At 42.7% G+C, this 24,808-nt stretch carries 20 protein-coding genes; 12 read left to right on the top strand and 8 right to left on the bottom strand.

The features are described from left to right. Window positions 1–131: 131 nt before the first annotated feature. From thiS to ACZ45G_RS23685, 3 genes are all read right to left on the bottom strand, one after another. Complete coding sequence (gene thiS / locus ACZ45G_RS23695; protein ID WP_464172989.1) at window positions 132–329, bottom strand: sulfur carrier protein ThiS; 198 nt, start codon at window positions 327–329, stop codon at window positions 132–134. Window positions 330–341: 12 nt separating this feature from the next. Then, window positions 342–2,480, bottom strand: coding sequence for an aldehyde ferredoxin oxidoreductase family protein (locus ACZ45G_RS23690; RefSeq protein WP_464172988.1), 2,139 nt, complete (start codon window positions 2,478–2,480; stop codon window positions 342–344). Window positions 2,481–3,100: 620 nt separating this feature from the next. Then, window positions 3,101–3,451, bottom strand: a complete 351-nt coding sequence (locus ACZ45G_RS23685; protein WP_464172987.1) for a DsrE family protein — start codon at window positions 3,449–3,451, stop codon at window positions 3,101–3,103. 884 nt (window positions 3,452–4,335) lie between these two features. Between ACZ45G_RS23685 and ACZ45G_RS23680 the strand changes: the two genes are divergently transcribed. From ACZ45G_RS23680 to ACZ45G_RS23670, 3 genes are all read left to right on the top strand, one after another. Then, window positions 4,336–4,497 (top strand): hypothetical protein, encoded by a 162-nt coding sequence (locus ACZ45G_RS23680; protein ID WP_464172986.1) that lies wholly within the window; start codon window positions 4,336–4,338, stop codon window positions 4,495–4,497. A 127-nt stretch (window positions 4,498–4,624) separates the two neighbouring features. Next, window positions 4,625–6,655, top strand: coding sequence for an AsmA family protein (locus tag ACZ45G_RS23675; RefSeq protein ID WP_464172985.1), 2,031 nt, complete (start codon window positions 4,625–4,627; stop codon window positions 6,653–6,655). Between the two features lie 646 nt (window positions 6,656–7,301). Then, the gene (locus ACZ45G_RS23670) at window positions 7,302–9,164 is read left to right on the top strand and encodes a GNAT family N-acetyltransferase (RefSeq protein WP_464172984.1); all 1,863 of its coding nucleotides are present in this window, start codon (window positions 7,302–7,304) and stop codon (window positions 9,162–9,164) included. An 86-nt stretch (window positions 9,165–9,250) separates the two neighbouring features. Here ACZ45G_RS23670 and ACZ45G_RS23665 read toward each other — a convergent pair whose 3' ends face one another. The 5 genes from ACZ45G_RS23665 to ACZ45G_RS23645 form a co-directional block, all read right to left on the bottom strand. Next, a complete protein-coding gene (locus ACZ45G_RS23665; RefSeq protein WP_464172983.1) occupies window positions 9,251–9,538 on the bottom strand; it encodes an HU family DNA-binding protein in 288 nt (95 codons plus the stop codon). Between the two features lie 255 nt (window positions 9,539–9,793). Then, the gene (locus tag ACZ45G_RS23660; RefSeq protein ID WP_464172982.1) at window positions 9,794–10,093 is read right to left on the bottom strand and encodes a hypothetical protein; all 300 of its coding nucleotides are present in this window, start codon (window positions 10,091–10,093) and stop codon (window positions 9,794–9,796) included. A 110-nt stretch (window positions 10,094–10,203) separates the two neighbouring features. Further along, window positions 10,204–11,943, bottom strand: a complete 1,740-nt coding sequence (locus tag ACZ45G_RS23655) for an IS1634 family transposase (protein WP_464172804.1) — start codon at window positions 11,941–11,943, stop codon at window positions 10,204–10,206. Between the two features lie 194 nt (window positions 11,944–12,137). Further along, complete coding sequence (locus tag ACZ45G_RS23650) at window positions 12,138–13,658, bottom strand: MarR family transcriptional regulator (protein WP_464172795.1); 1,521 nt, start codon at window positions 13,656–13,658, stop codon at window positions 12,138–12,140. A 970-nt stretch (window positions 13,659–14,628) separates the two neighbouring features. Then, the gene (locus ACZ45G_RS23645) at window positions 14,629–15,123 is read right to left on the bottom strand and encodes a C-GCAxxG-C-C family (seleno)protein (protein ID WP_464172980.1); all 495 of its coding nucleotides are present in this window, start codon (window positions 15,121–15,123) and stop codon (window positions 14,629–14,631) included. A 769-nt stretch (window positions 15,124–15,892) separates the two neighbouring features. On the opposite strand from ACZ45G_RS23645, the gene ACZ45G_RS23640 reads away from it, so the two are divergent. The 9 genes from ACZ45G_RS23640 (at window position 15,893) to ACZ45G_RS23600 (ending at window position 24,808) form a co-directional block, all read left to right on the top strand. Beyond that, complete coding sequence (locus ACZ45G_RS23640) at window positions 15,893–16,180, top strand: hypothetical protein (RefSeq protein ID WP_464172979.1); 288 nt, start codon at window positions 15,893–15,895, stop codon at window positions 16,178–16,180. A 556-nt stretch (window positions 16,181–16,736) separates the two neighbouring features. Continuing rightward, window positions 16,737–17,036 (top strand): YggT family protein, encoded by a 300-nt coding sequence (locus ACZ45G_RS23635; protein WP_464172978.1) that lies wholly within the window; start codon window positions 16,737–16,739, stop codon window positions 17,034–17,036. Between the two features lie 21 nt (window positions 17,037–17,057). Beyond that, window positions 17,058–17,558 carry a DivIVA domain-containing protein gene (locus ACZ45G_RS23630; protein WP_464172977.1) on the top strand — a complete coding sequence of 167 codons (501 nt, stop codon included), beginning with the start codon at window positions 17,058–17,060 and terminating at the stop codon, window positions 17,556–17,558. Between the two features lie 32 nt (window positions 17,559–17,590). After that, a complete protein-coding gene (locus ACZ45G_RS23625; protein WP_464172976.1) occupies window positions 17,591–18,673 on the top strand; it encodes a type IV pilus twitching motility protein PilT in 1,083 nt (360 codons plus the stop codon). 107 nt (window positions 18,674–18,780) lie between these two features. After that, entirely contained in the window at window positions 18,781–19,947 is a 1,167-nt protein-coding gene (locus ACZ45G_RS23620) for a type IV pilus twitching motility protein PilT (protein WP_464172975.1), read from the top strand. Window positions 19,948–19,950: 3 nt separating this feature from the next. Beyond that, on the top strand, window positions 19,951–20,586 hold the full coding sequence (locus tag ACZ45G_RS23615) for a zinc-ribbon domain-containing protein (RefSeq protein WP_464172974.1): 636 nt from the start codon (window positions 19,951–19,953) through the stop codon (window positions 20,584–20,586). Window positions 20,587–20,592: 6 nt separating this feature from the next. After that, on the top strand, window positions 20,593–21,468 hold the full coding sequence (locus ACZ45G_RS23610) for a hypothetical protein (protein WP_464172973.1): 876 nt from the start codon (window positions 20,593–20,595) through the stop codon (window positions 21,466–21,468). After that, a complete protein-coding gene (locus ACZ45G_RS23605; RefSeq protein ID WP_464172972.1) occupies window positions 21,465–23,501 on the top strand; it encodes a transglycosylase domain-containing protein in 2,037 nt (678 codons plus the stop codon). The genes ACZ45G_RS23610 and ACZ45G_RS23605 overlap by 4 nt, the downstream gene beginning before the upstream one ends. After that, window positions 23,498–24,808, top strand: coding sequence for an SPOR domain-containing protein (locus ACZ45G_RS23600; RefSeq protein WP_464172971.1), 1,311 nt, complete (start codon window positions 23,498–23,500; stop codon window positions 24,806–24,808). Before ACZ45G_RS23605 ends, ACZ45G_RS23600 begins: the two co-directional genes overlap by 4 nt.

The following is a 24,808-nucleotide window of genomic DNA, read 5'->3' as shown; positions in this document are numbered from 1 at the left end:
CGGTTCTTTAGAAATACGAGTAATCGTTTCAATAGTGTGTTCTTTCCTGGTTTATAAAAATATTAATAGTCTGTTACCATGGTGTAACAGACAGACAGCCGTTTGAAAAGCAAAATCTGTTCCAGGAGGCTTTATCCCCCGGCCACCAGGGGGAGCAATTGAAGGATGGATTTGTCCGGGACCTGGGTCTGGGAAAACTTGGGACTGGACACCAGGCGGCCGTTAAGGCGGACCACGGAACAAAAGTGGGCCCCCTCCATCTGTTCTATGATGGATGCAATGGTCATTTCTTCTGACCATTGCATTTTTTTTTCATCAACCTCTATCATTGTATAACAGGCCTATTCAACCCCATTTTTTTTGAGAACTTCCAGCACTTCCGGATAATCAATGCCCAGGCGTTTAATTGTTTCAACGGTGGGAATTCCATTGGGCGTCCAGCCCCGGCGCAGATAAACCGCATCCTTGAGCAGCTCATATTGTTCTTCTCTTCTTTCCCGCAGGGCTGCCACCTTCGCGTCGGTATCCATATCAGCAATGTCCAAATTGTATTTTTCAGTGAGTTGGGTGTCGTAGCGGTCTGCTCTTGATTGGTATTCTTCCGCGGTTACAGGACCCATGGAACGATAGGGAATGGTGTCGTGTTCTCGTGTGCCGTATCCCATTTTCAGATTGAAGACCCGCTGGAAATTATAGACGGCCTCGCTCATGGTGATAAGATCGTCGGGACCCACCTTGCGACCGGTCACGGCGGTAAAAAAGTCGGCATACCATCCCACGTGCTTGGCCACCTTGGCCGGTTCGGCCGTGTCTTTATTGTCTTCGGGGACGATGTCGTTCCAGGGCAGTTTGCACAGACCGCACAGGCCGAACCAGGTTCTGAACATGGGAAACCAGTGAAGGGCTTCTGCCTTGTCTTCAAAGGTGGGCATGAAATTGTGGACCATATCAAGGAAGATCAGCCAGGCTTCATCATGCTGGGGACCCTTGAGGGCAAGACCGTAACCTCCCTGTTGGGCCAGGGATTCCTTTGTGATATATTCAGAAAATTCAAGGCCTTTGGATTCCATGCCAATATCCTGCATAAAGGCCGGATCAGCCCCAAAGTCCCGGGCAAAAATGGTTTTCATCCGGCGGATTCCTTTGCCCACAATGGCGCCGAATCCTTCGCCTCTTGCCATCTGATGGATGAGTTCCAGGGTGTTGTACCGGCTGCCAAAGCTTAAATCCATTCCGCCTGTGTGCTCAAGGGTGAGAAGCTTGTTTTCAAAGCATTCCATGACAAAGGCGATGGAGGTCCCCACGGAAATGGTGTCCATTCCATAGGCATCACAATAGAAGTTGATTTCAAGGATGGTCTGGGCATCAAATATTCCCAGGCTGGAGCCGCATCCGGCCACGGTTTCATATTCAGGTCCGTCCACAAAAACCTTTTTTCCCCTGTAAGGACCGGTAAAAGGAGAGAAGTTTTTTACCCCATGGGCGCAGGCCACGGTACAACCCTTCCAGCATCCGTCAAATCCCTTGTCAAAGATGTACTGGAAGACCTCTTCGCCAATGACATGGCTTTCAGGGTGGGAACCAAATTTGAAATTGTGGACCGGCAGGCAATCGTGGTCATTCATGATGGGAACCAGATGGGTGGTACCCACAACAGACATTCTATTTTGTTTGGGGTCAAGGGTGGCGATTTCCTTGGCATGGGCTTTGGTAACTTTCTTTAGGGCTTCAAGGTCGGCGGGATGGTTGGTTTTCATGGACACGGACCCAAAACGTGCCACAATCGCCTTGACGCGCTTGTCGGCAAACACGGTGCCGATGCCGCCACGTCCTGCTTGTTTATAACGGACCATTTTACGCCCTGAATCCCACCAGGAAAAATTCAAACACCCAAAATAGGTTTTTTCAGCGCCGGGACCGGCGGTTACAACCGATACATTGACGGGTTTTTCCTTGTCAAAATGATGGGTTAGAGCAGCGGACATCTCATAGGAGTCCTTGGGAAGATCCGAGGCTGAAAAGACCTTGATTTTGTTTTCAATACCGTCAATGAGGATGACCGTGTCTTGTTCGGCCTTGCCATCGATCTGGATTACATCAAAACCGGCAAATTTTTTGTAGGGGCCAAAGTATCCGCCCACATTTGAATCAATGGGTATACCGGTCGAAGGAGAGATGGCTGTGACGATGCTTTTTCCGCCGCCGGGATATCCCGGGGTCCCGCCCAGAGGGCCCGACGAGATGCAGATGGCATTTTCAGGGGAGTCCCAGCGGGTATCTCCTGAAACGGCGTTCCACATCATCCAGAGGTCATACCCCTTGCCACCGATAAATTTTTCTTTAACAGCCGCTTCAATGGGGTTGATGATAATGTCGGTTGTGGTAAGATTGACACGAAGTGAAAAGTCTGTATACCCCTTTTTTACCTCTGCCCTTTCATAGGAGACGGATTTTGTCTCCTTAAGATTTAATTGACCCATTTTTACAACTCCTTAAATATTATTTTTCTAAGTAGATTTTTATTTGTACTCCAATACCTGTAGATCCGGCAAAAATCTTCAAGTAGGGTTCCTTTGAATATATTTATACCATATATGCTTCCCCGGGTACACATATGCAATACTTTTCCATTCATTTGAATGGTTTAACCATTCCTAAACTATCCCCATGGGCTTGTCAAGCCGGGAATCGATCAACCATAGGGCTTACGCAAGTAAATTTAGATTTGAATATAATCTTTGAATATTGTTATTTCTAATCCAAAGATTTTTTAAGAAAATTAAAAACAATTTTTTTCGCGTCCACACGATATCTGAATTAAAATGGAAAACTGAGAATATTTAATATTTAGGGGGCTTTAAATACGGTAATGGAGGAGATGAGTAAATAGAGACATCGTCAGCATAATTTCAGGATGATTGTCGGTTCCTGTCAGTCTCCAATAGAGTAGAATAGCCCTACTCAAAATGGATTATGCTATATTTCCACTAAAATTGATTGATCGAAATCCCTTTATTACAAAGACAAAGAGCCTTTCAGGTCAGAAGCAAGAAAGGCCCTTTAAAATGATAGAAATCCGTGCAGGTAGTTTAAAGATTATCTAAAATTTTAATGTTTTGCCATCTGCCGCCATGTCGATCAGATGAGGGCCGCCGTCCAAGACCATATTCGTGAAAAATTTCGCTTCATCAAGCCCACGGTTTTTGGCGCAAGGCGTGCAGATGCCTACAGTAACTTCATTTTCTACCAAATATGACAAGTAATCTCCCGGGCAGTCTCCCGTGTCCGTTTTTTGGCTTAAATCCCTGTCTTGATTTGCCCACATCACTCCAGCATCAATGAAAAACATATCAACATGATGCCCTTTGGAATGAGCAATTTTCGCAAATTGAAAACATCTTGTAGCCGCTTCATTATCATCTTTGCCAAGAACAAACAAAAAATTCTCCATAAAACTCTCCTCTATTGATGAATATGTAATTAAATTTAGTAACAAATGATTATTACAATCGTAACTATGACTACTTAGAAAAGAATGAGCTGTCAATAGGTTATATTCTTCTCTCTGAAAATGCCAAATCCAGTGACAAAGTAACATGAAAAACTCAACAACCGAATATTGTATGCGCCTTACAAATGCCGCGCCCGACGTACGCGCCCATCTAAGTGGTCGTGAAGTTTCAACTGGTCTCTTCCTTCCAGTCACTAAGTGGGAACAAGACTGGCGAACTTCCTCGGACTTTAACAGTATCTCAGACCAGTGCATAAATAATTACATGTGCACAATTAAAAAGTCAATTCATCCTTAAAAATTTCCGTGAAGCGGTTCAGTTCGTATTCATAAGGCTCAATATAGATAGATTATAGGCAACTCCATATATGGGATATGGATCTTTTTCGGCTTTAAAATTTCAATTCAAATATATAAACCGCAGGCATCATTTTTGGCTATTCTCCAACAGTGTTTTTTATAATATATACATCACATTGTAGCAGATTCCTGGAAAATATTTTTCCGGGCCTGGAGCAAAATCCGGTTCTCTCCAATGAAAATTAATGGAGCCTTTGAAAATTTGAATATGTTTTTTCCCAAATGAATTTCATATTCGACAATAAATTTGCCTTACACCACAATATGTACTATTATAATTCTTGTCCAAACGGACTTGGACCTCAGGTGGGTGACATCTTCTTCACCCCCATCTCCTTAAAGAGACTTGAACAAGTACTATCAAATAAATATCGACTTAATTAGTTGAAAAATTGTTTTCGCTTTTGGTTATTCTTTCTTCTGTAAGGTTGGATTTTAACATCTAAAACATACAGGACGGAAATATGGAAAAATGCGAATGGAAATTTAGTGTTGTTGAAGATGAAAATCATTACGAATCTGGATGTGGTGGTGAGTGGTTTTTTTTCGAAGGGAATACAAAAGAGAATCATATGAATTTATGTCCATTTTGTGGTGAACCAATTGATGTGGATTTTGAGCAGTAAAAATGCCAATTGGATTTTGTCAGATCTGTTACTGTTACTCTTCAATAAAACGTAATTAGCAGAAAGCAAATTTTTTAACAATTTATATAAACGGGATTAAAACCACCTTAAGCAAGGAGAATAATCCATGAAAACATCCAAAGGATTCAGATGGTTCCTCAATATCGCTGGCGGTCTGATAGCTTTTATTTTGCTGGGTGCTGTATTGCTGGCTTTTGTGAAAATATCTTTTGATCTGAGCAAATACAAAGGACCAGTAGAATCAGCTGCAAGTTTTGCCCTTGGTAGAAACGTTAATGTGGGAGAAAAAATCATTTTAACCACATCAATCCGACCGGTTTTTTTGATGGAAGGTTTGCGGATCGGCAACCCTGAAGGGTTCAGAAAAGGAGATTTCATGAGGATGAAATCTGCCAGGCTCAAGGTCTTTTTACTGCCCCTCCTGCAAGGCAAAATCCATGTTGCGGAAATGAACGTTAAAGGTCTTTCCATAAATCTTTTTGAAAATAAACAGGGGGCGGTGAATTGGGTTTTCCCTGCTGAAAGGAATGTGCCGGCAGAAACCAGAAACGAATCAAAACCAGGGAGCCCCTCCAAGCAGCCGCAGAATAAAAGTAACTTCAAGCTGGCCGGCGATTCTTTGGTCGTTTCCAAGCTCTTCTTGGAAGACATCAGTGTAAACTATCAGGATTCCAAAATGACCAGTCCTGCTCAATTTAGAGTGGATGAATGTGATGGCGCGATGAAAGCGGGGCAACCGTTTGATCTGACCATAAAGGGGCAACTGCTTGGAGAGTCTTATGTGACAACTGTTAACATCGCATCTCTGGAAGAATTTATTTTAAACAACAGGTCCTGGCTGACCATTAAAATTCAAATTGCAGGAACTAATTTCGATCTCTCCGGGGGGATAGAACTGGAAAAAGTGTTAAGAAACCTTCAACTCAAAGTTTCGGTTAGCGGAGACAACTTAGACAGCCTGAATCAGTTGTTAAAAGTTGATCTTCCCCCGTTGAAAGCCTACAGCGCCACAGGTACAATCTTATTGCAAAAAGACCGGGCCGATCTGACGGACTTTGCCGTACAAGTGGGTAAGAGCAGGTTCCACGGTAAAATGAATATCGACAAATCAGGCAGTCGGGCAATGATAAACATCGATATGAAGGCACCTCTGATTCAACTGGATAACTTTGATATGGACGAATGGTCACCTGAAAAGAACAAACCTGCACGAAAAGAGGATCTACCTGATCCGGATAAGCGTGTTGCTGACATCAGTCAAATCAGGGAATTGTTTTCTCCGGACGTGTTGAAGAAAATGAATATTAAAATGGACGTCACAGCAGACAGAGTATTTTCAGGTAAAGATGAACTGGGCAGCGGCAATCTGACGTTTTCCTTAAAAGACGGGCAACTTCTATTCGATCCGGTTCATTTGAATATACCCGGCGGAGAGTTCTTTTTGACCGCGTCGCTAAGACCAGATCCAAGCAAACCTGAAGCAACGCTCAAGGCGGTGATTAAAAATTTTGATTTCGGTATTTGGGTGAGGCACATAAAACCTGAAAGCGACATGGGTGGGGTTATAAACCTTGACTTGGATTTGAAATCAACTGCTGGCAGGAAAGAAAACCTCATGAAAAAAGGCTATGGTCATTTCGATTACTCCGGCCGCCTGGAAAATCTGAAAGCTGGGATCGTGGACCTGTGGGCGGTAAACCTGATTGCAGCCGCCCTGTCCAAGGAAAAGACAAACGAATCCCATATCAACTGCGTGATCGGGCGATGGAACCTCAAGAATGGATTGCTCACACCGGATATTTTTCTTATTGATACCACAAAAATCAGAATCTGCGGTAAAGGACAAATCGATTTCAATAAAAAATATATCGATATCAAAGTAGCACCTACACCGAAAACACCGGAATATTTCAGCCTGGCAACCCCCCTCCAGATCCAGGGCAGTTTTACTGAACTGGGAGTCGGCATTCAGTCGGGGGGAGTGTTCGGTACAGCGGTTAAATTCTTGGTCAGCCCTGTAACCGTATCCGTGGGGAAAATGGTAAGCAAAAAACTGCCTGCAGACGGGTCCGATGTTTGCGCCATGCCGATCGGCATGGATGATAGATCGGCTAAGTCGCCTGGGGGGTGTAAGTAGCGAGTCTTTTGTCTATTTATGTAGGGTCTCGGCTGAAAACCTACAGCAATCACTGGCATTTTAAAGACTCAGTCAAGACAAGATTCGGGAACCACAATATGTGGTATATGAATATTTTTTAGTTTTGAAATTTTGACTCCACTATATGAGCCTCAACCGCTGTTACAAGCCAATATTGCACTGTGATTTTTATAATATATACATCACATTTTGGCAGATTTTTGGAAAATACTTTCCGGGCCTGGGCGAAAATCTGGTTACTCTCCAATATAGGTTAATGGAGTTTTGATCGATTTGAAAATGTCATTTCCCATATATCTTAATCCACAACCTTAAACTGAAAAATCTTGCCATACCATATCTGGTCTTCTGGAAATATTTAAAAAAACCATACTGGTGAAAGAAACGCTCGGTAAATTGGGGGATTTGACTCGTAAGCTTTTATACCATTATTATTGAATTGAAATTTTCTACTTTTCGAAACTTATTCATTGATCCCAACGTTGGACTCCCCTTGATACTCAAAGAACTTTTTCCTTAAATGTGATACGAATGGTTGGCATGGGAAAACTTAATGGACAAATTGGGCTAATAATAAATTTTAATTTCATCAATCTGTAGTTATCTCAATGATTAATATCGAGGAATGCTTATGACGATGAAGGCGGATACAAACTGGAAGGATCAGGTCTCAACACCTTGGGAAGTTCTGAAAAGAATTAAACCGGGAATGAGGATATTCATTGGGACCGGTGTATCAGAGCCTTTGACTCTGGTTAAACATTTAAAAGAATCAGACACCGGTAATTTGATGGATTTGGAACTGTTCCAATTGGTGGGCCTTGGAGAAGCTATCGAAGTAACTGCTCGGAACTCGAACAGATATCGTCTGAAAACCTTTTTCAGCGGATGGCAAGCCAGCCAAGCCGTGTCACAAGGACTTGCCGATTTTATCCCCAGCCGTTATTACCAGATTCCATCGGTATTTAAATCCGGCCAGATTCTAATTGATGTCGCCTTTGTCCAAGTAACACCACCAAACAAAGCAGGCTTTTGTAGTCTTGGAGTATGTTCGGATGTGGCCCTGTATGCTATCGAACTGGCTACTTTGGTGGTCGCTGAAATTAATACGGAAATTCCCTGGACGTTTGGGGACAATTTCGTCCCCTTATCAAAATTTAACATGATCGTTGAAAGCACTGAACCGCCACTATATTTCGACCGGTGGAAGTATGACGAAATTTATGATCGGCTCGGAGCTAATGTTGCTGCGCTTATAGAAGACGGCAGTTGCATCGGCTCTTCGGTAGGCCCGCTTTATGAAGCCCTATTTCACCATTTGAAATCAAAACGAGATTTGAGTATCCACACCCCCTTTTTTTTTGACTGCTTGATGGACCTTGTCAAATGTGGTGCGGTAACCAACCGCTATAACAATCTATCCCCAGGAAAGTCCCTGACATCTTACGCTATTGGCACCCGCAACCTTATGCAGTGGCTGGACAACAACCCCCTGGTAGAATTTCGAAGTATCGAACAGGTTTTCAACCCCATTTATATCAGCAAAATCCCAAAAGTCGTGGCTGTTCTGCCGGCCCGAGAAATTGACCTGTCAGGTCGGATTACCCTGCATACCGGAAGAGGTAATGTGGGATCAGGGCCCAGCGAGGTGGTCGACTTTTTCAATGGTGCTCTGATTTCCGAAGGTGGACGGGTGATTTTTGCACTGACCAGCCGCAATAGACAAGGGCGGCCCAATATTTTGATTTCGGTCCGGGAACGGCCCAATCAGTTCAGTTTATGGGATTCGGTCACAACGATTGTCACTGAATATGGATTTGTTAACATGAAAGGTCGTTCCGTCAGGGAAAGGGCCCAGGCATTAATAGAAATTGCACACCCGGATGACCGTGCCGATTTGGTAGAAATGGCTAAAAACAGAAATATCCTCTACTCGGATCAGATTTTTATCCCGGAAAGTACCCATTTATATCCAAGTGACATTAGTTTTCGTAAGACCTTTAAAGGTGGCATTAAGGTTTGTTTTCGCCCCCTTAAACCCTCGGATGAAGAAAATATGCGCCGACTCTTCTACAGGCTCTCAGACAAATCAATTGAATACCGTTATTTTTATCCCATCAAAGCAATGTTTCATTCGGATATACAAGAGTACGTTAACATAGACTACAGTCATTCACTGTCATTGGTGGGGTTGCCAGATGATCCTGATTGTGAACAGATTATTGCTGAAGCACGTTTTGACAGGCTCAATCCCCAGGCCAATTACGCCGAACTGTCATGTTTAGTAGATGAAGTTTATCAGAATATCGGAATCGGTACTTACCTTTGTGAAATGCTAATACTATTGGCCAAGAAGGAACAATTAAAAGGATTGACCGCAGATGTATTGATTGAAAATACAAAGATGCAAAACGTCTTGAATAAAATGAAGTGGGATATAAAACTCAAACGTATTGGTAGCACTTACAGGATGACTATGGATTTTTAGCGATCCAGGATTCATCCTGCCTCGAAAAATTGCAGACCCCACAATGTGTCTATAATCGCTTAGAATTAGCCCGTGTTTAGGGGCGTTCACTGGTATTTTAAAGACTCAACCCTTTCCTTCAATTCTTTCCCACACTTGAAAAAGGTCAATTTCTTGGCAGGGATCTGAACCTTCTCCCCTGTTTTGGGGTTCCTGCCGGTATAGGGCTCATAATCTTTGATAAAAAAGGAACACAGTCCTCTTATCTCAACCCTTTCACCTTTAATAAAGGCTTTGGTCATTTCCCCAAAAAATATCTCAACGACCTTGGAGGCTTCCTCTTTGGTCAAGTGACCGTTCTCTTTAAATTCCTGAATCAGTTCAAGTTTGTTCAATGCTTTTTCCCTCAATCATGTGGTTTGGCTAACGAAATAACATTTACCCGCTTGGGCAAGATATTTCAAGGTTAAAGGGCTCTGTTTTAACGTCATGAAGATTGGACACATCAAATAAACATCATCCCTGTAAATCGGGGAAACCCTTAATTTTGATAAAATCGGCAGAGCCAAGTAAATGACACTGCCCGTAACGTTAAGGATTGAGATCGACCTTGAAGGTCTATCTCAATCCTGTATTCAACAGTTCATTGGCTATCCCATTCCAATCATTTTCAATCCTTCTTCCACATCAAGAAATGGCTTGATTTCATATTTGAAACCAGGTACTCCAAAAAATATTGCCAAATAATTTCCTATAAATTCATAACCTTCGCCCAGTTTTGATTTATCGAGTTCATATACAGATAAGGTTGTAATACCATCGTTAAGAGTTGAATTAATGTAGGGGCCTTTTCTCGTCATAAAATCTGGTAGTTGAGGAGCCTCTAAAAACCTTTTTGCAATATCCTGTGCACTTTCTGGCGGGTAGGAAATAGTCGATACAATAACCATGATTTATATCCTTTCATTTTGTTCCATCGGACATTCCGCACTCTTTGGTAACAAAATTCCTAATTTAACTCCGTGGTTTTTTTCATGAGCCTACCAATTCACCATGCTTATTATGAAAATTCAAAGTTCCACCAGCCATCTTGCAGATTTTCATACACGCTGAATGGAACTTTCAATAGTTTCAGTAACAGATGATGTGTTTTTGTTACTCCCTTAACCGTAGATTGTAAAACCCTCTCATCTTTTGTGATTAGAGCCAAGTGAACATTACGAAAGAAATAGCGAATATTATTCCAGGTCGGTGTCTTTGTTTTCATCCTTGACGGTAAAATTGGAAGACTTTCAATCTGCTCTTCTGCCATCTGTTGGCGAATGTTCCTTTCAATCAAGCTCACGATCATCAATGCAATAAAGTAGAGAAACATCATCGCTTCAATACGCTCATTTTTTTTCAAAAACACAGGAGCGACTTCCAAGACCGATTTCTTTGTATAAAAACGCTTTTCCAAAAAAGGCTGCGTCTTATAGATTTTTAAAATTTCTGCTGCCGGTAGAGTTGCATTTGTAATCAGCGGGAATATCCCATCGATTTTTGATGCTCGCTCAATTGCTTCTTTATCACGAGAGCACTTGATGTCGTAGGTAACTTTTTCACTGTCTTCATATTTAGTATTTGGGCCTATTCGACCTGGACCAATTTTAACTTTTTGGGTTGTTTTCTCTTCTATTATTTCAACTTTAATAAAATCTCCGGCTCCTTTGAATGCTTTCCTTGTTGCTTTTTCGATTTGTTCCTTGGTCTTTAAATAATATTTGTTGAGCCCGGGTAATAAGGCCTTCAAATTTTCTTCTGCCTTAATAATCCGCCTTTTTCGGGTTTTGCAGTCTTGTTTTTCCTTACTGCTCGAATGTACCCAAACCAAATGATAACCTTCCCAACTTCTCTCCTCAGAATAAGTCTGATAGGTTATCAATGCTCCTTTTTTGCGACTATACTTTGTAAAATATGCAGGTTGCCATTCGATATTTTCGCCTTGTCGGAGTCGGTCATAAAATGCACTGACTTCTTTACGGTTTTTTGGCATAATTGTGATGAACTTGCCATTGTTTTTTTCGATATGATGCATGTTATCTTCACTACAGAGTTTTGAGTCGGCTATATAATAAAATTCCTCATTTGCTAAAAATTTGCGTAAACTATCCCAGTTGAATATGTGGGTATTAACATCTGCTTGGTTTCCATTGAATACTTGATAACTTATCGGAACATGTCCATCCTCTGTGATATTTAGTCCAAATACAATCTGCTTGTAGTCTGGGCGATGATCTTTGTTATGACCGAAGTTCAGTTGTATCGCTGCTGGGCTTTGATTTTTATATGCACCTGCAAAGCTTACTGTAGTAGAATCGTTGTGGATTCGTGTTGTTATCAAATTATGAACTTTTATAGCTGATACTGATGTCTCTGACATCAAGCTTTGACGATCTGCTCTAAACAGAGCATCAAGGCAGCGCCCCAAACGATCATCATTATATTTGTCCGCATTCACCATGTTTTCTGCTTTGCCATCTATATGTTCAATCAACCATTCATCCACTTTGTATAGCGGTTTTGGCGCAACTACAATGTTCATTAGCATCATGCATAGCACTTGAGCGGGATTGATTTCACAACGGTTCTTATTGGGTACATATTTATCAAAAAGTTCATGCAATCTCAGCTCAGTTATGTAATGCTTAACCAGAGGAAGAACATCTACCTGTTTGACTTTTGTGTCCATTGTGTGCATAGATAATCTGGCCTTTTCATTAAAAGAATAAGTATCCAGATTATTATGAACTACTTTCATACGTTTGTCTAATTAATTTTGAAATTGATCTGTTTTTGTTCAAAGTCTGAGTTTATTTGATTTAAATCTCTTTTCCATGGGTGCGGAATGTCCGTTCCATCAAAATTAATTTAATAAATACGTGTTTGACTAAAGTTTAGAAATAGGCTCCTTAGTTTCTTATCTCTTATATTCGTGTTTTTTTGGCAAAAGAATTATGCAAATGGCTCATAAGCCTTTGACAATTCAGGGATTATAACCATTGTTTTAACTTTCATCCCCATGGTAATTACTTGGCTTCCAAAACGAGTCAAATAGTATTTATAAGTGTGGGCAACTTTTTTGATCATACCGTGTGTATGCAATCTTTTTAAGGTTCTTGATACTTGACTGCTGGAGTAGTTTTTAAGCTTACTACGGAGATTTTTATTCTGGAAGCCACTGATTGTAAACTCACCGGACATTATTGTTTGCAATACGTTCATGTCATCTTCGTTGAAAAAGTTAAACCCCTTGAATGGCCGGTTGTTTTGAACAACGGTCTCTGAGATTTTTTTAAGTTTTTTTATACCAACACTCGGATCAACTATATCTGAAATGAATTTTAAAAAACGTTTGTTTGCATTCAATAATATGCCGGTTAAAGGCCCCAAACTGTATAGTCCTTTTTTCATACCTGTAAGTTTCATGGAGCTTGTTCCATCTCGATGTTCTACCTTTCGGTAGTGCCTAAAAAAAGAGACATCATTGGTCGTTGTTTCTATCCTGAGAATGATACCGTGTTTATCATACATTTTTATTGAGGTGGACCCCATTCTAAATTTGATGCATGTCCCCTCTATCCTTGTAGAAAAATTATTGCCCATTTCATCCTGATATTGTGGATCGAGTTTTCGGCCAAGAAAAGTAGCGATGTTTTCAGGTTTGACTGAATGAATAGCAGTACGGGTTAAATTTTCATAAATTAGTTTCAAATCTTCTTGACGTTTGAAAATAATATCGGTCGCATATTCAACCTGCATGATGCTCCAATGATAACCCATAGGAAAATGTTTGATAACCGGACAATAACGGTTTGCAAGTTCATTTAGCTTTTCATGTATTTGAACAATATTTAGAGCATCGCTGATTTTTTGAGCAGCTTCAAAGGATTCAGTTTTCATGATTGCATTGTCCCTTATTACACTTTGAATGCCTTTTCGTTTCATAGCAGCATCAAGGACATTATGGCCATTAAAATAAATTTGTAATCGAAACGGACACCATGTAGGAACCCTGACATAACAAAGGCCCAAATTATCATCAATAAAATAAAAATAATAATGCAAACATTTCCCCAAAATTGATTTCAGATATGTTTTGCCAGTTTTTTTATTGTGCCAAGGTTTGTAGGAAGGACATGCTTCCATGGCCGAAATAATATGAACAAGACCGGGATGATCACCTCTTTTTTTGATGATATCTTTTATTATTTTTTCTTTCCGAATTTTTCTCTTTGGAAGAAATTGAATCTGGATTTCATTATTTAAAGCAACTTTTTCAGCATTATTTCGGAGTTCTTCTTTGAAAGGTTCGGCAAATTTTGGGTAATCAAAAATTCTAACTTTATTTGAATAAAGATAACTGGTCATGCCTTTTGCGTAACAGATTCCGGGAACAGTACCTTGAATAATGACACGATCGTAACAATGTAAAACACCAGATATTTGTTTGGAGTATCTTTCTGTAAAAAGCATACTTGACCTCCTTTGGGTTAGGCACGGTTTCCAGTGGAGGTTTGATTGCCTTGTAAAGAGCGTGTTTTTGATCATTTTTTACAAACTCTTGCCGAATGGAATGATAGAACAGCAACTGTTTGAGGGAGCGAAGCGAGAGAGTTTTGCTGTTCAAATGAAATGAGGGTAGAGTTTGTTAAAATGATCAAATCAGCGATTGCAAGGTGATCAGACCGGAACGGGTCTTGACCAAATTCTTCTTATTGGATATTCATTATACATTCGCTTATTATTAAATGAAACCTTTTTGGTTCTGGCTTGTCCAGGTTAGGCAATATGAAATTGCCTAAGGAGCTATAGCTTGCATAGTTTGAGGGGGGTTTCCATTTGTATTGATCCTGAATAAAGATTAATAACAATCAAGGCAGGACAATGATTCAAATGATATGTGGCAAAAACAAAACGATCAGCGGAGGCATAAATAGAAACTCAGAAATTTCCTTGTGATTTAATTATCTACATATTTAAGCATTGTCAATCAGGGAAAACCTTAATTTTCTAAAAAATCGAAGGTTGGTATTCATATCGTTTGGATTTGGCGGATTCTGGACCAATACCACCTATTGTATTTCAAATTTTCCAAATTATAATTTCCAATTTCACTATATGAGCAGAGAGAATCATCTTCGGCCATTATCCCACATTAAACGATATAAATATTTAATACCAAAGAATAGAATCGTGAGTGTGTGTGAGCTCGCCTAAAGGCTCACACACACTCACGATATCTATTTCTTTCAACGTGCCAATATAATAAATTTATAGTTGCTGATTTCGAATATTATTTTTCAGCGGTTTGAACCGCTGGAAAGTGTATCTCCAATAATCGTATTTCAATTTTTCTGTGGGAGGATCTCCTGTAATGCCTCAGAATTGTATTTACAGCTTATAGAAATGATTGGTAGATTAGTTGGTGGTTATTTAAAAAAAGTTAAGCCAGCACAAACAACCCCTTGTCTTCCTCAAGGGCGTAGAGTTTGTCGATCATAAATTCCACGTACTTTTCGCATTTTTCTTTCCAGACGCCGGTTTCTCGGAATTCTTCATAAACACCAGGTTTGGAAAAATCCATGCCGATTAAACCCAAGCAGGTTATATCGCCGAACTCTTGATTAAACTCGCTGACAAGCTTGGCTGAAAAATTGCGGATGGCGTGGCGGGCCTGTTTGGAACGCTCTTTGTCCTTCAGCGGGCTACGGTGCCTCAATCCAAGACATATTGCCGTTGATGACACCACCCCGCAGGGTGCATTCTGAAAACCACCTATGCCTCCTAAAAATGGAATACCGGTCCACAGAAAATCTTCATTTTCGAGGCCATAGGCTTCCCACATAACTTGCAGGATGGAAGGCCCTCAATGGTAACCCTTCTGCATCAGTTCTTTTGATAAGTTTTTAGCTTCTTCGACGGACATTTTCATTTCCATAGTAATCTTCTCCATTATGAACATATGTTCGGTTTTAGATGGAGCTTTAAACTTTGTCAATGAAAATTGAACATATGGTTTGTTTTTATTGACAAGGACTTCTTCCATGATTTTTTGATCAAAGTTATCCACTTTCCAGCTTGATCATCACCCTAAAGATAGAGGCTAAGTTAAATCACCTTAATGGAATTAACTATAATAAAAAACATTCAACAACGATTATCCTATCTTTAAGGTTGTTGAATCTCATTATCATTAAGAATACCAAATATAGTCTAAAGTATTTTAGGAGAAGGGGTGGATAGGGGCAAGATTCATTTCTGACCATCTCGGCGTCCCCTATTTTCTAAGTCCCCTATTTCCCAAAATTTCGTTTTTTTAATTGGTTGGCATCTATAATGGATCTTATTGTAATATGACCCATGATAAGATCTTTTAAGAAGATAAAAATAAATAGGAACCCGGCTTGTAGTCTTTGACCAGGGTCTGGATACATATAAAAATGTAGTGTTTTAAAAAAAAATGTTTTAAACTTGCATATATTTGAGCAATAAAGTTATTTTTTTTGGGGAAAATAAATATGGTATTAGAACAAAAAAAGGTGAGTTTTATATCTCCTGCTGATTTTTTTATACGACTTGGATCAACATTGAAATTGCCGACATTTTATTCAACATACAGGGCAGTCGATTTTGTTTTACGGGAAAAGATTTTGCTTACAGTGTCAATAACGAACGATTGTTCTGGATGAATTGGCGCACATACTGCCGTGAGCAGAAAAACAGGAATAAGCAAAGGGGAAATTGCAAACCTCTATACCCTTAAGCAAAAAGATTTTGATTATACTGAATGGCTTATTTTAAAATATGCAAGGGAGTGGACTTTAGTTAAGGGGGAAAATCCATCTGGAGATATTGTCTCTGAATATGAAACTATTGTCTCGGCAGAATTACGAAGATATATTGATAAACTTCTCAGGATGATGATATTTGCAAATTATTTCGGCAACAAATTTCTGCGCAGGAAAAAAGGAAATGATACGTGCAGCCTGAATTAATATTTTAGTCTTTTAATAAAATTTTCCATTTAAATATATGAACCGCAGGCATCATTTCTGGGCATTCTATCGGAGTAATTTTAATAAAGATCAATATAAAAAATTTAATGCGTATCTCTGGCTATAATAATGGCTTTCAGGATTTGAAGAGTCACAAGGACTATCTCCTATTTTATATGAACCTTTGGCCAAGGTTTAGCAATTATAAGCGTTTTGTTTTTTGTTGTGGCCAGGAGTAAGTACCATGTTTTGGCCTCGGTTATTCAAAAATATCCATCCACAATGGAGGAGAACTAATATTATGGAATGTGGTTATGTTTGCGAGGGCAGAGCCTTACCTACCTCCTCTGCCGATAGGTACTATTTGAGAATTGAAAATTGGGAAATTTAGGGTTATTATATTTGGCCGAGGGTTTTAAAAAAAGGGACAAATGGTATGGGGTCAGATAGTGGCAAGGTATTGTTAAAATAGTCAAAAAACCTTGACAATTTAGATTGTTTCACGGTACTAACCCCATGTAAGTATGGATAAATATTAAATAATAAGGGTGTTTGAATGCTTGTTTTAGCCAATTTTCTTGAAGCAATCGCGGTGGTATTGGACTATGCGTTGAGTATATATATGTGGATAATTGTTGCGGGGGCTGTTCTTTCCTGGGTCAGCCCGGATCCCTACAATCCCATTGTCAGGTTTATCAATACGGCTACCGAGCCGGTTTTTTATCAGATCAGAAAAAGACTTCCCGTCAGTTTTGGCGGGCTTGATATTTCTCCTATAATTGTGATTTTAGCGATTATTTTTCTTCAAACATTTGTCGTTAACAGCCTCCGTGGGCTGGCACGCTCAATTGTTTAATTTGCAAAAAGGAGTTTTCCTATGGGGATAACACCACTGGTTGTAAGGCAAAAGGAATTTACGACCCGGTTTAGAGGGTTTGATGTCCAGGAAGTGGATATTTTTTTGGAGGAAATTTCAAAGGAGCTTGAGGCCCAGGGCCGGGCCATCGAAGATGTAAAACAAGGCAATCGTCGTCTGGCGCTTGAAAATCAGGGGTACCGGAAAAGAGAAGATTCCATGAAAACAGCAATGATTCAATCTCAGAAGGTATTGGATCAGATGAAGGAAAACGCTAAAAAAGAAGCCCAGCTTGCCCTTGCCAATGCGGGGGTTGAAGCGGAAAAAATTTTAAATCGTGCCCATAAGAGGCTTTCCCAGCTTCACAGTGATATTATTGAACTTAAGCGCCAGAGAATTCAGCTTGAAATGCAGATTTCTGCGGTGCTCGAATCCCATTCGAAAATGCTTGAGATGACCAAGGAAGAAAATAAGGCGGCAGACGAAACCGATTCTACTCTCAAATTTATTCGACAGGCATAAGATTCTATTAACCCCAGAAACAAGGTGTTTCAATGGCCGAGATTGATGCTTTTTTTAAACTCATGCATGAACAGGGCGCATCCGATCTTCATCTGTCATCGGGTCAGCAGCCGGCATTAAGGCTTAACGGTGATATTGAACGGATCAAGTATGAAGATTTATCCAGCGATAAGCTGCGGCGAATTTTGTATGAAATCACTTCCCAGGAAAAGATAAAGGTTTTTGAGGAAACAGGGGATGTTGATTTTGGATATGAGATTGCGGGATTGGCCAGGTATCGGGCCAATTATTTCATGCAGAAAAACGGCATATCTGCGGTTTTTCGTGAAATCCCTTCCGATGTGCTGACAGCAGAGCAGCTGGGCCTGCCAGGGGTGATTTCCAAGTTGGCGGACCTGCCCCGTGGCCTGGTGTTGGTGACCGGCCCCACAGGCTCGGGTAAATCCACCACCCTGGCCGCCATTATTGATCATGCCAATAAATCCCGGAAAGATCATATTATCACGGTTGAAGACCCCATCGAGTTTGTTCACCAAAGTCATAGTTGTATTGTGAATCACCGGGAAGTGGGGCTCCATACCCAAACTTTTTCTTCGGCCCTTCGGGGGGCCTTGCGTGAGGATCCGGATATTATTCTGGTGGGGGAGCTGAGGGATCTTGAAACCATTTCCCTTGCCATTGAAGCGGCTTCAACCGGACATCTGGTTTTTGGTACCCTCCACACTTCCAGCGCACCCAAAACCGTTGACAGAATTATTGAGGTGTTTCCTTCCACAGAGCAGGCCCAGATCCGTTCCACCTTGTCCGATGGGTTGCGGGCCGTGGTGGCCCAGGTGTTGTTCAAACGCATTGATAAAAAGGGCCGGTGTGCGGCCATGGAAATTTTGATTGCCACCCCTGCCGTCCGGAACCTGATTCGGGAAGGAAAAACCCACCAGATTCCTTCCATGATCCAGACGGGAAAGCAATATGGCATGCAATTATTGGATGATGCCATCATGGAACTATACAAAAAACACTGGATCAGTGCCGAGGAGGCCTATGCCAAATCCAATAACAAGGGTATTTTCAGGCCGTTTTTGAAAACTCAGCCCTCTGATTTTACAGAAGTCTGATTTTAGATTTGGCAACCTAAATTATTTGAAAACGGAAAGTATGCCCACTTTTTTATATGCTCCAGATTATATCTGACCAGGATTATATTTGACCAGGAGGGGATGGAATGAAAAAACAGCAAATTGACCATATTCTTTTACGGATGCTCGATTCCCATGCCGATGTTTCGGATTTGAATCTGACACCGGGCAAGCCGCTCCAGGTGGAAAGTTCAGGCCAGCTGGTTCCCGTTGAAATTGAGCCGGACTATGCCGTTCTGACGCCCTTTCAAACTGAAATTTTTGCCCTGAATTTGATGAACAATAATAGGAATTTGACGGAAACCCTTATACGGGAAGGCTCCTGCGATCTTTCCTACCAGCTTGGCACCAAGGCCAGATTCCGGGTGAATATTTTTTCGCGGTCTGGAAAATATTCCATTGTTTTAAGAAAGCTTGAAACCAAAATTCCCACCATTGAAGAGCTGAACCTGCCCAAAAGTTTTTTGCCCATGGCCGAGGAGAAAAATGGAATTATTTTTGTCACCGGTGCCACAGGTTCGGGTAAATCCACCTCCCTTGCGGCTCTGCTGGATAAAATCAATGAAACCAAGTCCGTCCATGTGATTACCCTTGAAGATCCCATTGAGTACCAGCATTCCCAGAAACGCTCCACGTTTAACCAGCGGGAACTGGGCATGGATTTTGACACCTTTGCAAGCGGGTTGCGAGCAGCTCTTCGCCAGGCCCCCAAGGTGATCCTGGTGGGGGAGATGCGGGACAGGGAGACGGTTGAAATAGGACTGATGGCTGCCGAAACCGGGCATCTGGTGCTGTCTACCCTTCATACCGTGGACGCCGGTCAGACCATTAACCGGGTCCTGGGGATGTTTTCAAGCAAAGAGGAAAAGCAGATCCGAATCCGCCTGGCCGACACGGTGAGGTGGGTGGTGTCCCAGCGGCTGCTGCCCAAGGTGGGAGGCGGCCGGGTGGCAGCTTTTGAAGTCATGTCCACCAATCTGCGGGTCAAAGATTCTATTTTGAATGGGGAATCCGAGGGAAAAACTTTTAACGATATAATCATTACAGGCAAGGCCCAGGGCATGGTTTCCTTTGACGAGTTCATCCTTGCACTGTTTGAAGAGGGGCAGATTGATGAGTCTACGGCCACGGCTTATGCATCCCGAAAGGATATAGTGGGAAGGGGCCTTGACTCCATAAAGAATGCCCGGGGGGAATCCACCACGAATATAGATTCCCTTGAAATTGACCATGGATATGAAAGGGAAAAATAAACAATGAATATTACCTGCCCCCATTGTAAAACACGATTGAATATTCCGGATAATAAGATACCCAGGGACAAGGATTCCTCTTTTAAATGTCCTAAATGCCAGGAAAAGGTCCAGGTACTGGTGTCTCAATTGAATTTATCTGTCCCAAGGTCCCCAAAAAATGCAGATCCCAAAAAAGAATCCATGGGGACTGGGATTTCTTCAGTCCAGGGCCGTGAACAAGCCTTGGTGTGTATGGATGACTCTCCGGTAAGGGACAAGCTTGTGGCGGCGCTTCAGGGGCTTTGGTTTCATGTTGAAGCGACAGGTTCCACCTCATCGGCCTTAAAAAAAATGGCGTATCAGAGTTATCCCCTTGTCCTGCTGAGTGAATCCTTTGATCAAAATAAGGGTTTTTTAGCCATGTCCACCCATATGAATGAACTGGACATGTCACTGAGGCGGCGGATTTGCCTGGTTTTATTCAGTGACAGGCTGCCAACCGGGGATCCCATGTCAGCCTTGCATTCAAGCGTAAATTACATTGTCGGATCCGACAGCCTGAGCTATGTGGAGGTTATCTTGACAACTGCTTTAACAGAACATCAAACTTTTTATAGGGTTTACAACGAGTCCATGAGGGCAGCAGGCAAGGCCTAACGCTTTATGATGCAAAAATGGTATGACCCCTTCACTGCCGGCGAGTGGGCCAAGAGGACCTTTTCATTTTTTAACCTGGGTCTTTTGATTTTCACCGTGGCCTTTGGGGCATCTGAATTCAGGTTCGATTGGTGTGAAAAGCTGGTGGGGACCTATCTATTGGCTACAAACGATCTAAGGCCTGAAACCGGTGCCCTGTGGGAAACCGGCCGGCAGACATCGAACGCCCACAAGTCCTTGAGCCGTATCATTACCCAAAGAGAAGATTCGAAAAGAAGTGTTCAAAACGCCGACTCTTTTTACCATCTGTTAGAGAGCCTTGGGCCGGGGGAATGGGTTACCCTGGAAAAAGGACACTTTAAACGTCTCTACCTTTCCCTTGCCCCGGGAATTGGCCGTCAGTTAATAGAACCCTCCCATCTGGTATGGCTTTTGAATGGAAATCTCACAGACCGAATTTTTTGTGAAGGAATGACCCAGGGGGTCAGCCTCTATTTTATCGATTCCCGGAACCGGGTGATCCATCAGATTGACTTAAAAAAGGATACCATTGGAGAAATTCAATCCAGGAATGAACCGGTTCCAGGAAGACTGATTGAAATTGAGGCTTTTTCCGGTCGTATTTATCCTAGTGAAAAATTTTTTGAGGCAGTGTTCAAGCTGCCAGCCGAGATGATTCCCGAGCTGATGGTGGACCCTGAATTATTGCTCAAACAGGAAGGAACCATTCAATCGGTGGGAATCTGGAACGAAGCCGATGGGGGCTATATCAAGCTGGGATTCGAGTTTTTCCACCGGGGGGAAAACAGGGTGCTGCTGATCCAGGCACGGGAGTGGGCCGTCTGGCAGTTAAGTCTTATCCTGAAAGGGGAAATTCAATGAAATCATTTGTTCGCCTTATTTTTTTTCCCCGGATGATATTTTTTCTTTGCCTTGTGGCGGGTTCCCTCGGCATCCTTGGCAGCCTCTTTTTGGTATTTCATGTGGCCAGGGATTTGCCCAAATTGCCTTCCCCCTTAAGTCGGATCATTGAAACCCCCCAGAGTCTGATCTATGCCTCCAACGGCCAGGTTCTCATGGGGCTTGGGGAAAGAAAGGCCGTGTCCCTGGAAATGGTGTCGAAAAATTTTATGAATGCCATTGTGGCCACAGAGGATCACAGGTTTTTTGAGCACCATGGTATTAATAAGCTTAGAACCCTTAAAGCTTTGTACATCACCCTTTTTGAACCGGGCCGGGTTCAGGGGGCGTCCACCATTACCCAGCAGCTTGCCAAAAATCTGTTTTTCAGCTTTGAACAGTCCTGGCAGCGAAAATTCAAGGAAATGCTGGTGGCCCTGCAGATAGAAGCGGCCAATACTAAAGAGCAAATTCTTTCTGCCTATATCAACCAGATATATTTTGGTGCCGGTGCCCAGGGGATTGAAAAGGCTTCCCAGACTTTTTTTGGCAAACCTGCCCTTGAATTGAATCTGGCGGAAGCCTCTCTTCTGGCAGGCCTTCCCAAGTCTCCCACCCGTTATAACCCTTTTCAGCATTATGAACGGGCCTTGAAACGGCGGGAAGTTGTTCTGGAACGGATGGTGGCCACCGGGTTTATTTCCTCCCTTGATGCTCAAAGGGCTGCTGCCACATACCCCGAACTCCACCAGGGACGGGTGGATGCCAGGCGCGGAAGCTATTTTTTGGATGCCCTGATGAAGGAGTTGATTCAAACCTATGGTGAAGACGTGGTTTTCCATGGGGGAATCCGGGTTTACTCCACCCTGGATACCCGGTTGCAATCCTTTGCCCAAAATGCGCTTAAACAAGGCCTTGAACGGTTGGATGGGTTGATGGGCATAGGTCTGAATGAAAATAGTCTGAAGGAAAATGGCTTAAATGAAAATGATCCGGCAACAATAGATCGTCCCCAGGGGGCATTAGTCGCCATTGACACGGGGTCCGGGGCCATCAAAGCCATGGTGGGAGGCCGGGATTATTACACAAGTGAGTTTAACCGGGCGGTGGACAGTCGACGCCAGGCCGGCAGCGGATTTAAACCCTTTGTTTATTATACGGCTTTTCAAACTTTAGGGGTGCATCCCGGGACAATTATGACGGATAAACCGGTATCCATAAAGGTTGCCGGGGCAAAGGACTGGGAACCTCAAAATTTTGAGCATCAATTTAATGGAAATATGATTCTAAAGAGTGCCTTGACCCGGTCTGTAAATACCATTGCTGCCCAATTGGTGACCATGACGGGGCCTTCTGCAGTAACCGCCCTTGCCAAGGCCTGCGGGGTGAAAAATCCTTTGGAAAATGTTTATTCAGTGGCCCTTGGTACTTCATTGGTAAGTCCTTTGGACATGGCAGGGGCTTTTTGCGTATTTGCCAATCTTGGCATAAAACATGACCCCTTTCTTTTCTGGCGGGTGGAAGATGCCTTCGGGCGGGTGCTGTTTGAGCGGATTGTTCAGAACAAAAAGGTGCTGGATCCGGCCCTGGCTTTTCAGGTGGTGGATATGATGAAGGCGGTTGTGGATACAGGATCGGGCCGGTCCATCCGGGGTCTTGGTTTCCAGGGACCTGCTGCCGGAAAAACCGGCACCACAGACAATTATAAGGACGCCTGGTTTACCGGGTTTACCCCCTCTTTGTGTGCATCGGTGTGGACAGGGTTTGATAAAAAAAAACGACTTAAAAGTAAGAATGGAACTGGCATTACAGGGGGTATGGGGGCGGCACCCATCTGGGCTGATTTCATGATCAATGCCATGAAAGGAGAGCCAGAAAGGGCTTTTAGTGTTCCGAATAATATCCGGTTTGAGGCGGTGGACCCTTCGACCGGATGCGCGCCTGAACCAGGTGGTCCGGTTTCATCGGTGCCCCTGAAAACAGGCCAGGTTATCTGCGGGGAGGCGGTTCAATGATCCGGATTATTGGTAGTTTGAGCCTCCGGCTCTGGATTATTGCTCTTTTGGCTATTCCTGCCTGTTTTTGTTTCTTGTCCATGATATTACGAATTTTTCCAGAGGTGCATCCAGCAATGCCCGGCGGGCTTTTGATCGTATTCCTCGGCGGGGGTGTTGGGGCGGCCCTTGATTTTATCGGCCGAACCCGTATAGAGGGAATGATGAAAGAAGGGGAGATCTGGGAAAGGGCCGGTGTCCTTTCCCGGGCAGAAAAAACATATGAAAACGCCATCAGAATATATGACAGTTTTTTGTTATCTCCTTTGTTTACCAAAAATATCGGCAGTCGTTTGGCCGGAACCCTGGCCAGGTTTTCTCTCACTGCCGGCATTGAACGGCCGCACTTCAAGCTTGCATCGGCTGTTTATCTCCGATCAAGTCCCGGAGATGAGATTTTGGCAATCCTGTGGCTTGAGCAGCTTAAACGAGAGGGGGTGGCCGGGACCATAGAACAGGAGGTGTTGACTGCCCTTGCAAATATCCATTATACCCGCAAACGACTTGTAATCCTTTTGGCGGATGTGCTGCTGGATTTGGGGCGGATGGATTATTCTGCTAAACGTGTCTACAGGACGCTTCTGGATGACCCTGAATTGGCCCGGGAGATTAAGACAGATTTTCGGGAAAAAATCCAAGGGCTTATAGGGGGGCCGCAAGAACCGGGAGGCGGATGGGAATCGGCTGAGATCCTGGGAAATAATGGCCTTGGCCGGGTCGTCTCAACATCCCCCGATAGAAGGGAGGGGCGAAAACAAATTTTACGGAGTGTCGCAGCTGTTTTTACCAGGGCGGCTATCCTTGTGAAATATGGGGGCAGGGGTCTTGGGGCAGCGTTAAGCGGTTGTCTCCATTATTTGTGGCGGGCAATTGTCTTGATCAGGGAAAGGGAGCGGGTTGGGTTTTATATCAGGGTAGGGGCCATGGGGATTTTGTCTGTGTGGCTCTTGTTTTTCATGGGAAATACCATTTCTCATATATTAAATTCCAGCGTCCTTAAAAAAGAACCCCGGATGATAGAGATTCAGTTTCCCAAACCCTTTACCATCCAGGTGGCAGCCTATTTGAAACAAGTTCATGCAGACCGGTATGCGGCCATTTTGAAACAAAAGGGCATTGTCCCCATCATTACAAAGGTTAAGGGGGGCGGTAAAATCTGGTATGTGGTGAGGATTTCTGAATTTGCGGATAAAGCCACTGCCGCAGCTTTCGGTAAAAAGCTCAAGGCGGAAAAAATCATAGACGATTTTTTTGTCAGTAATAAATAA

The sequence above is a fragment of the Desulfoconvexum algidum genome, assembly GCF_055382125.1.
This window is presented reverse-complemented; position numbering and strand designations above follow the sequence as displayed.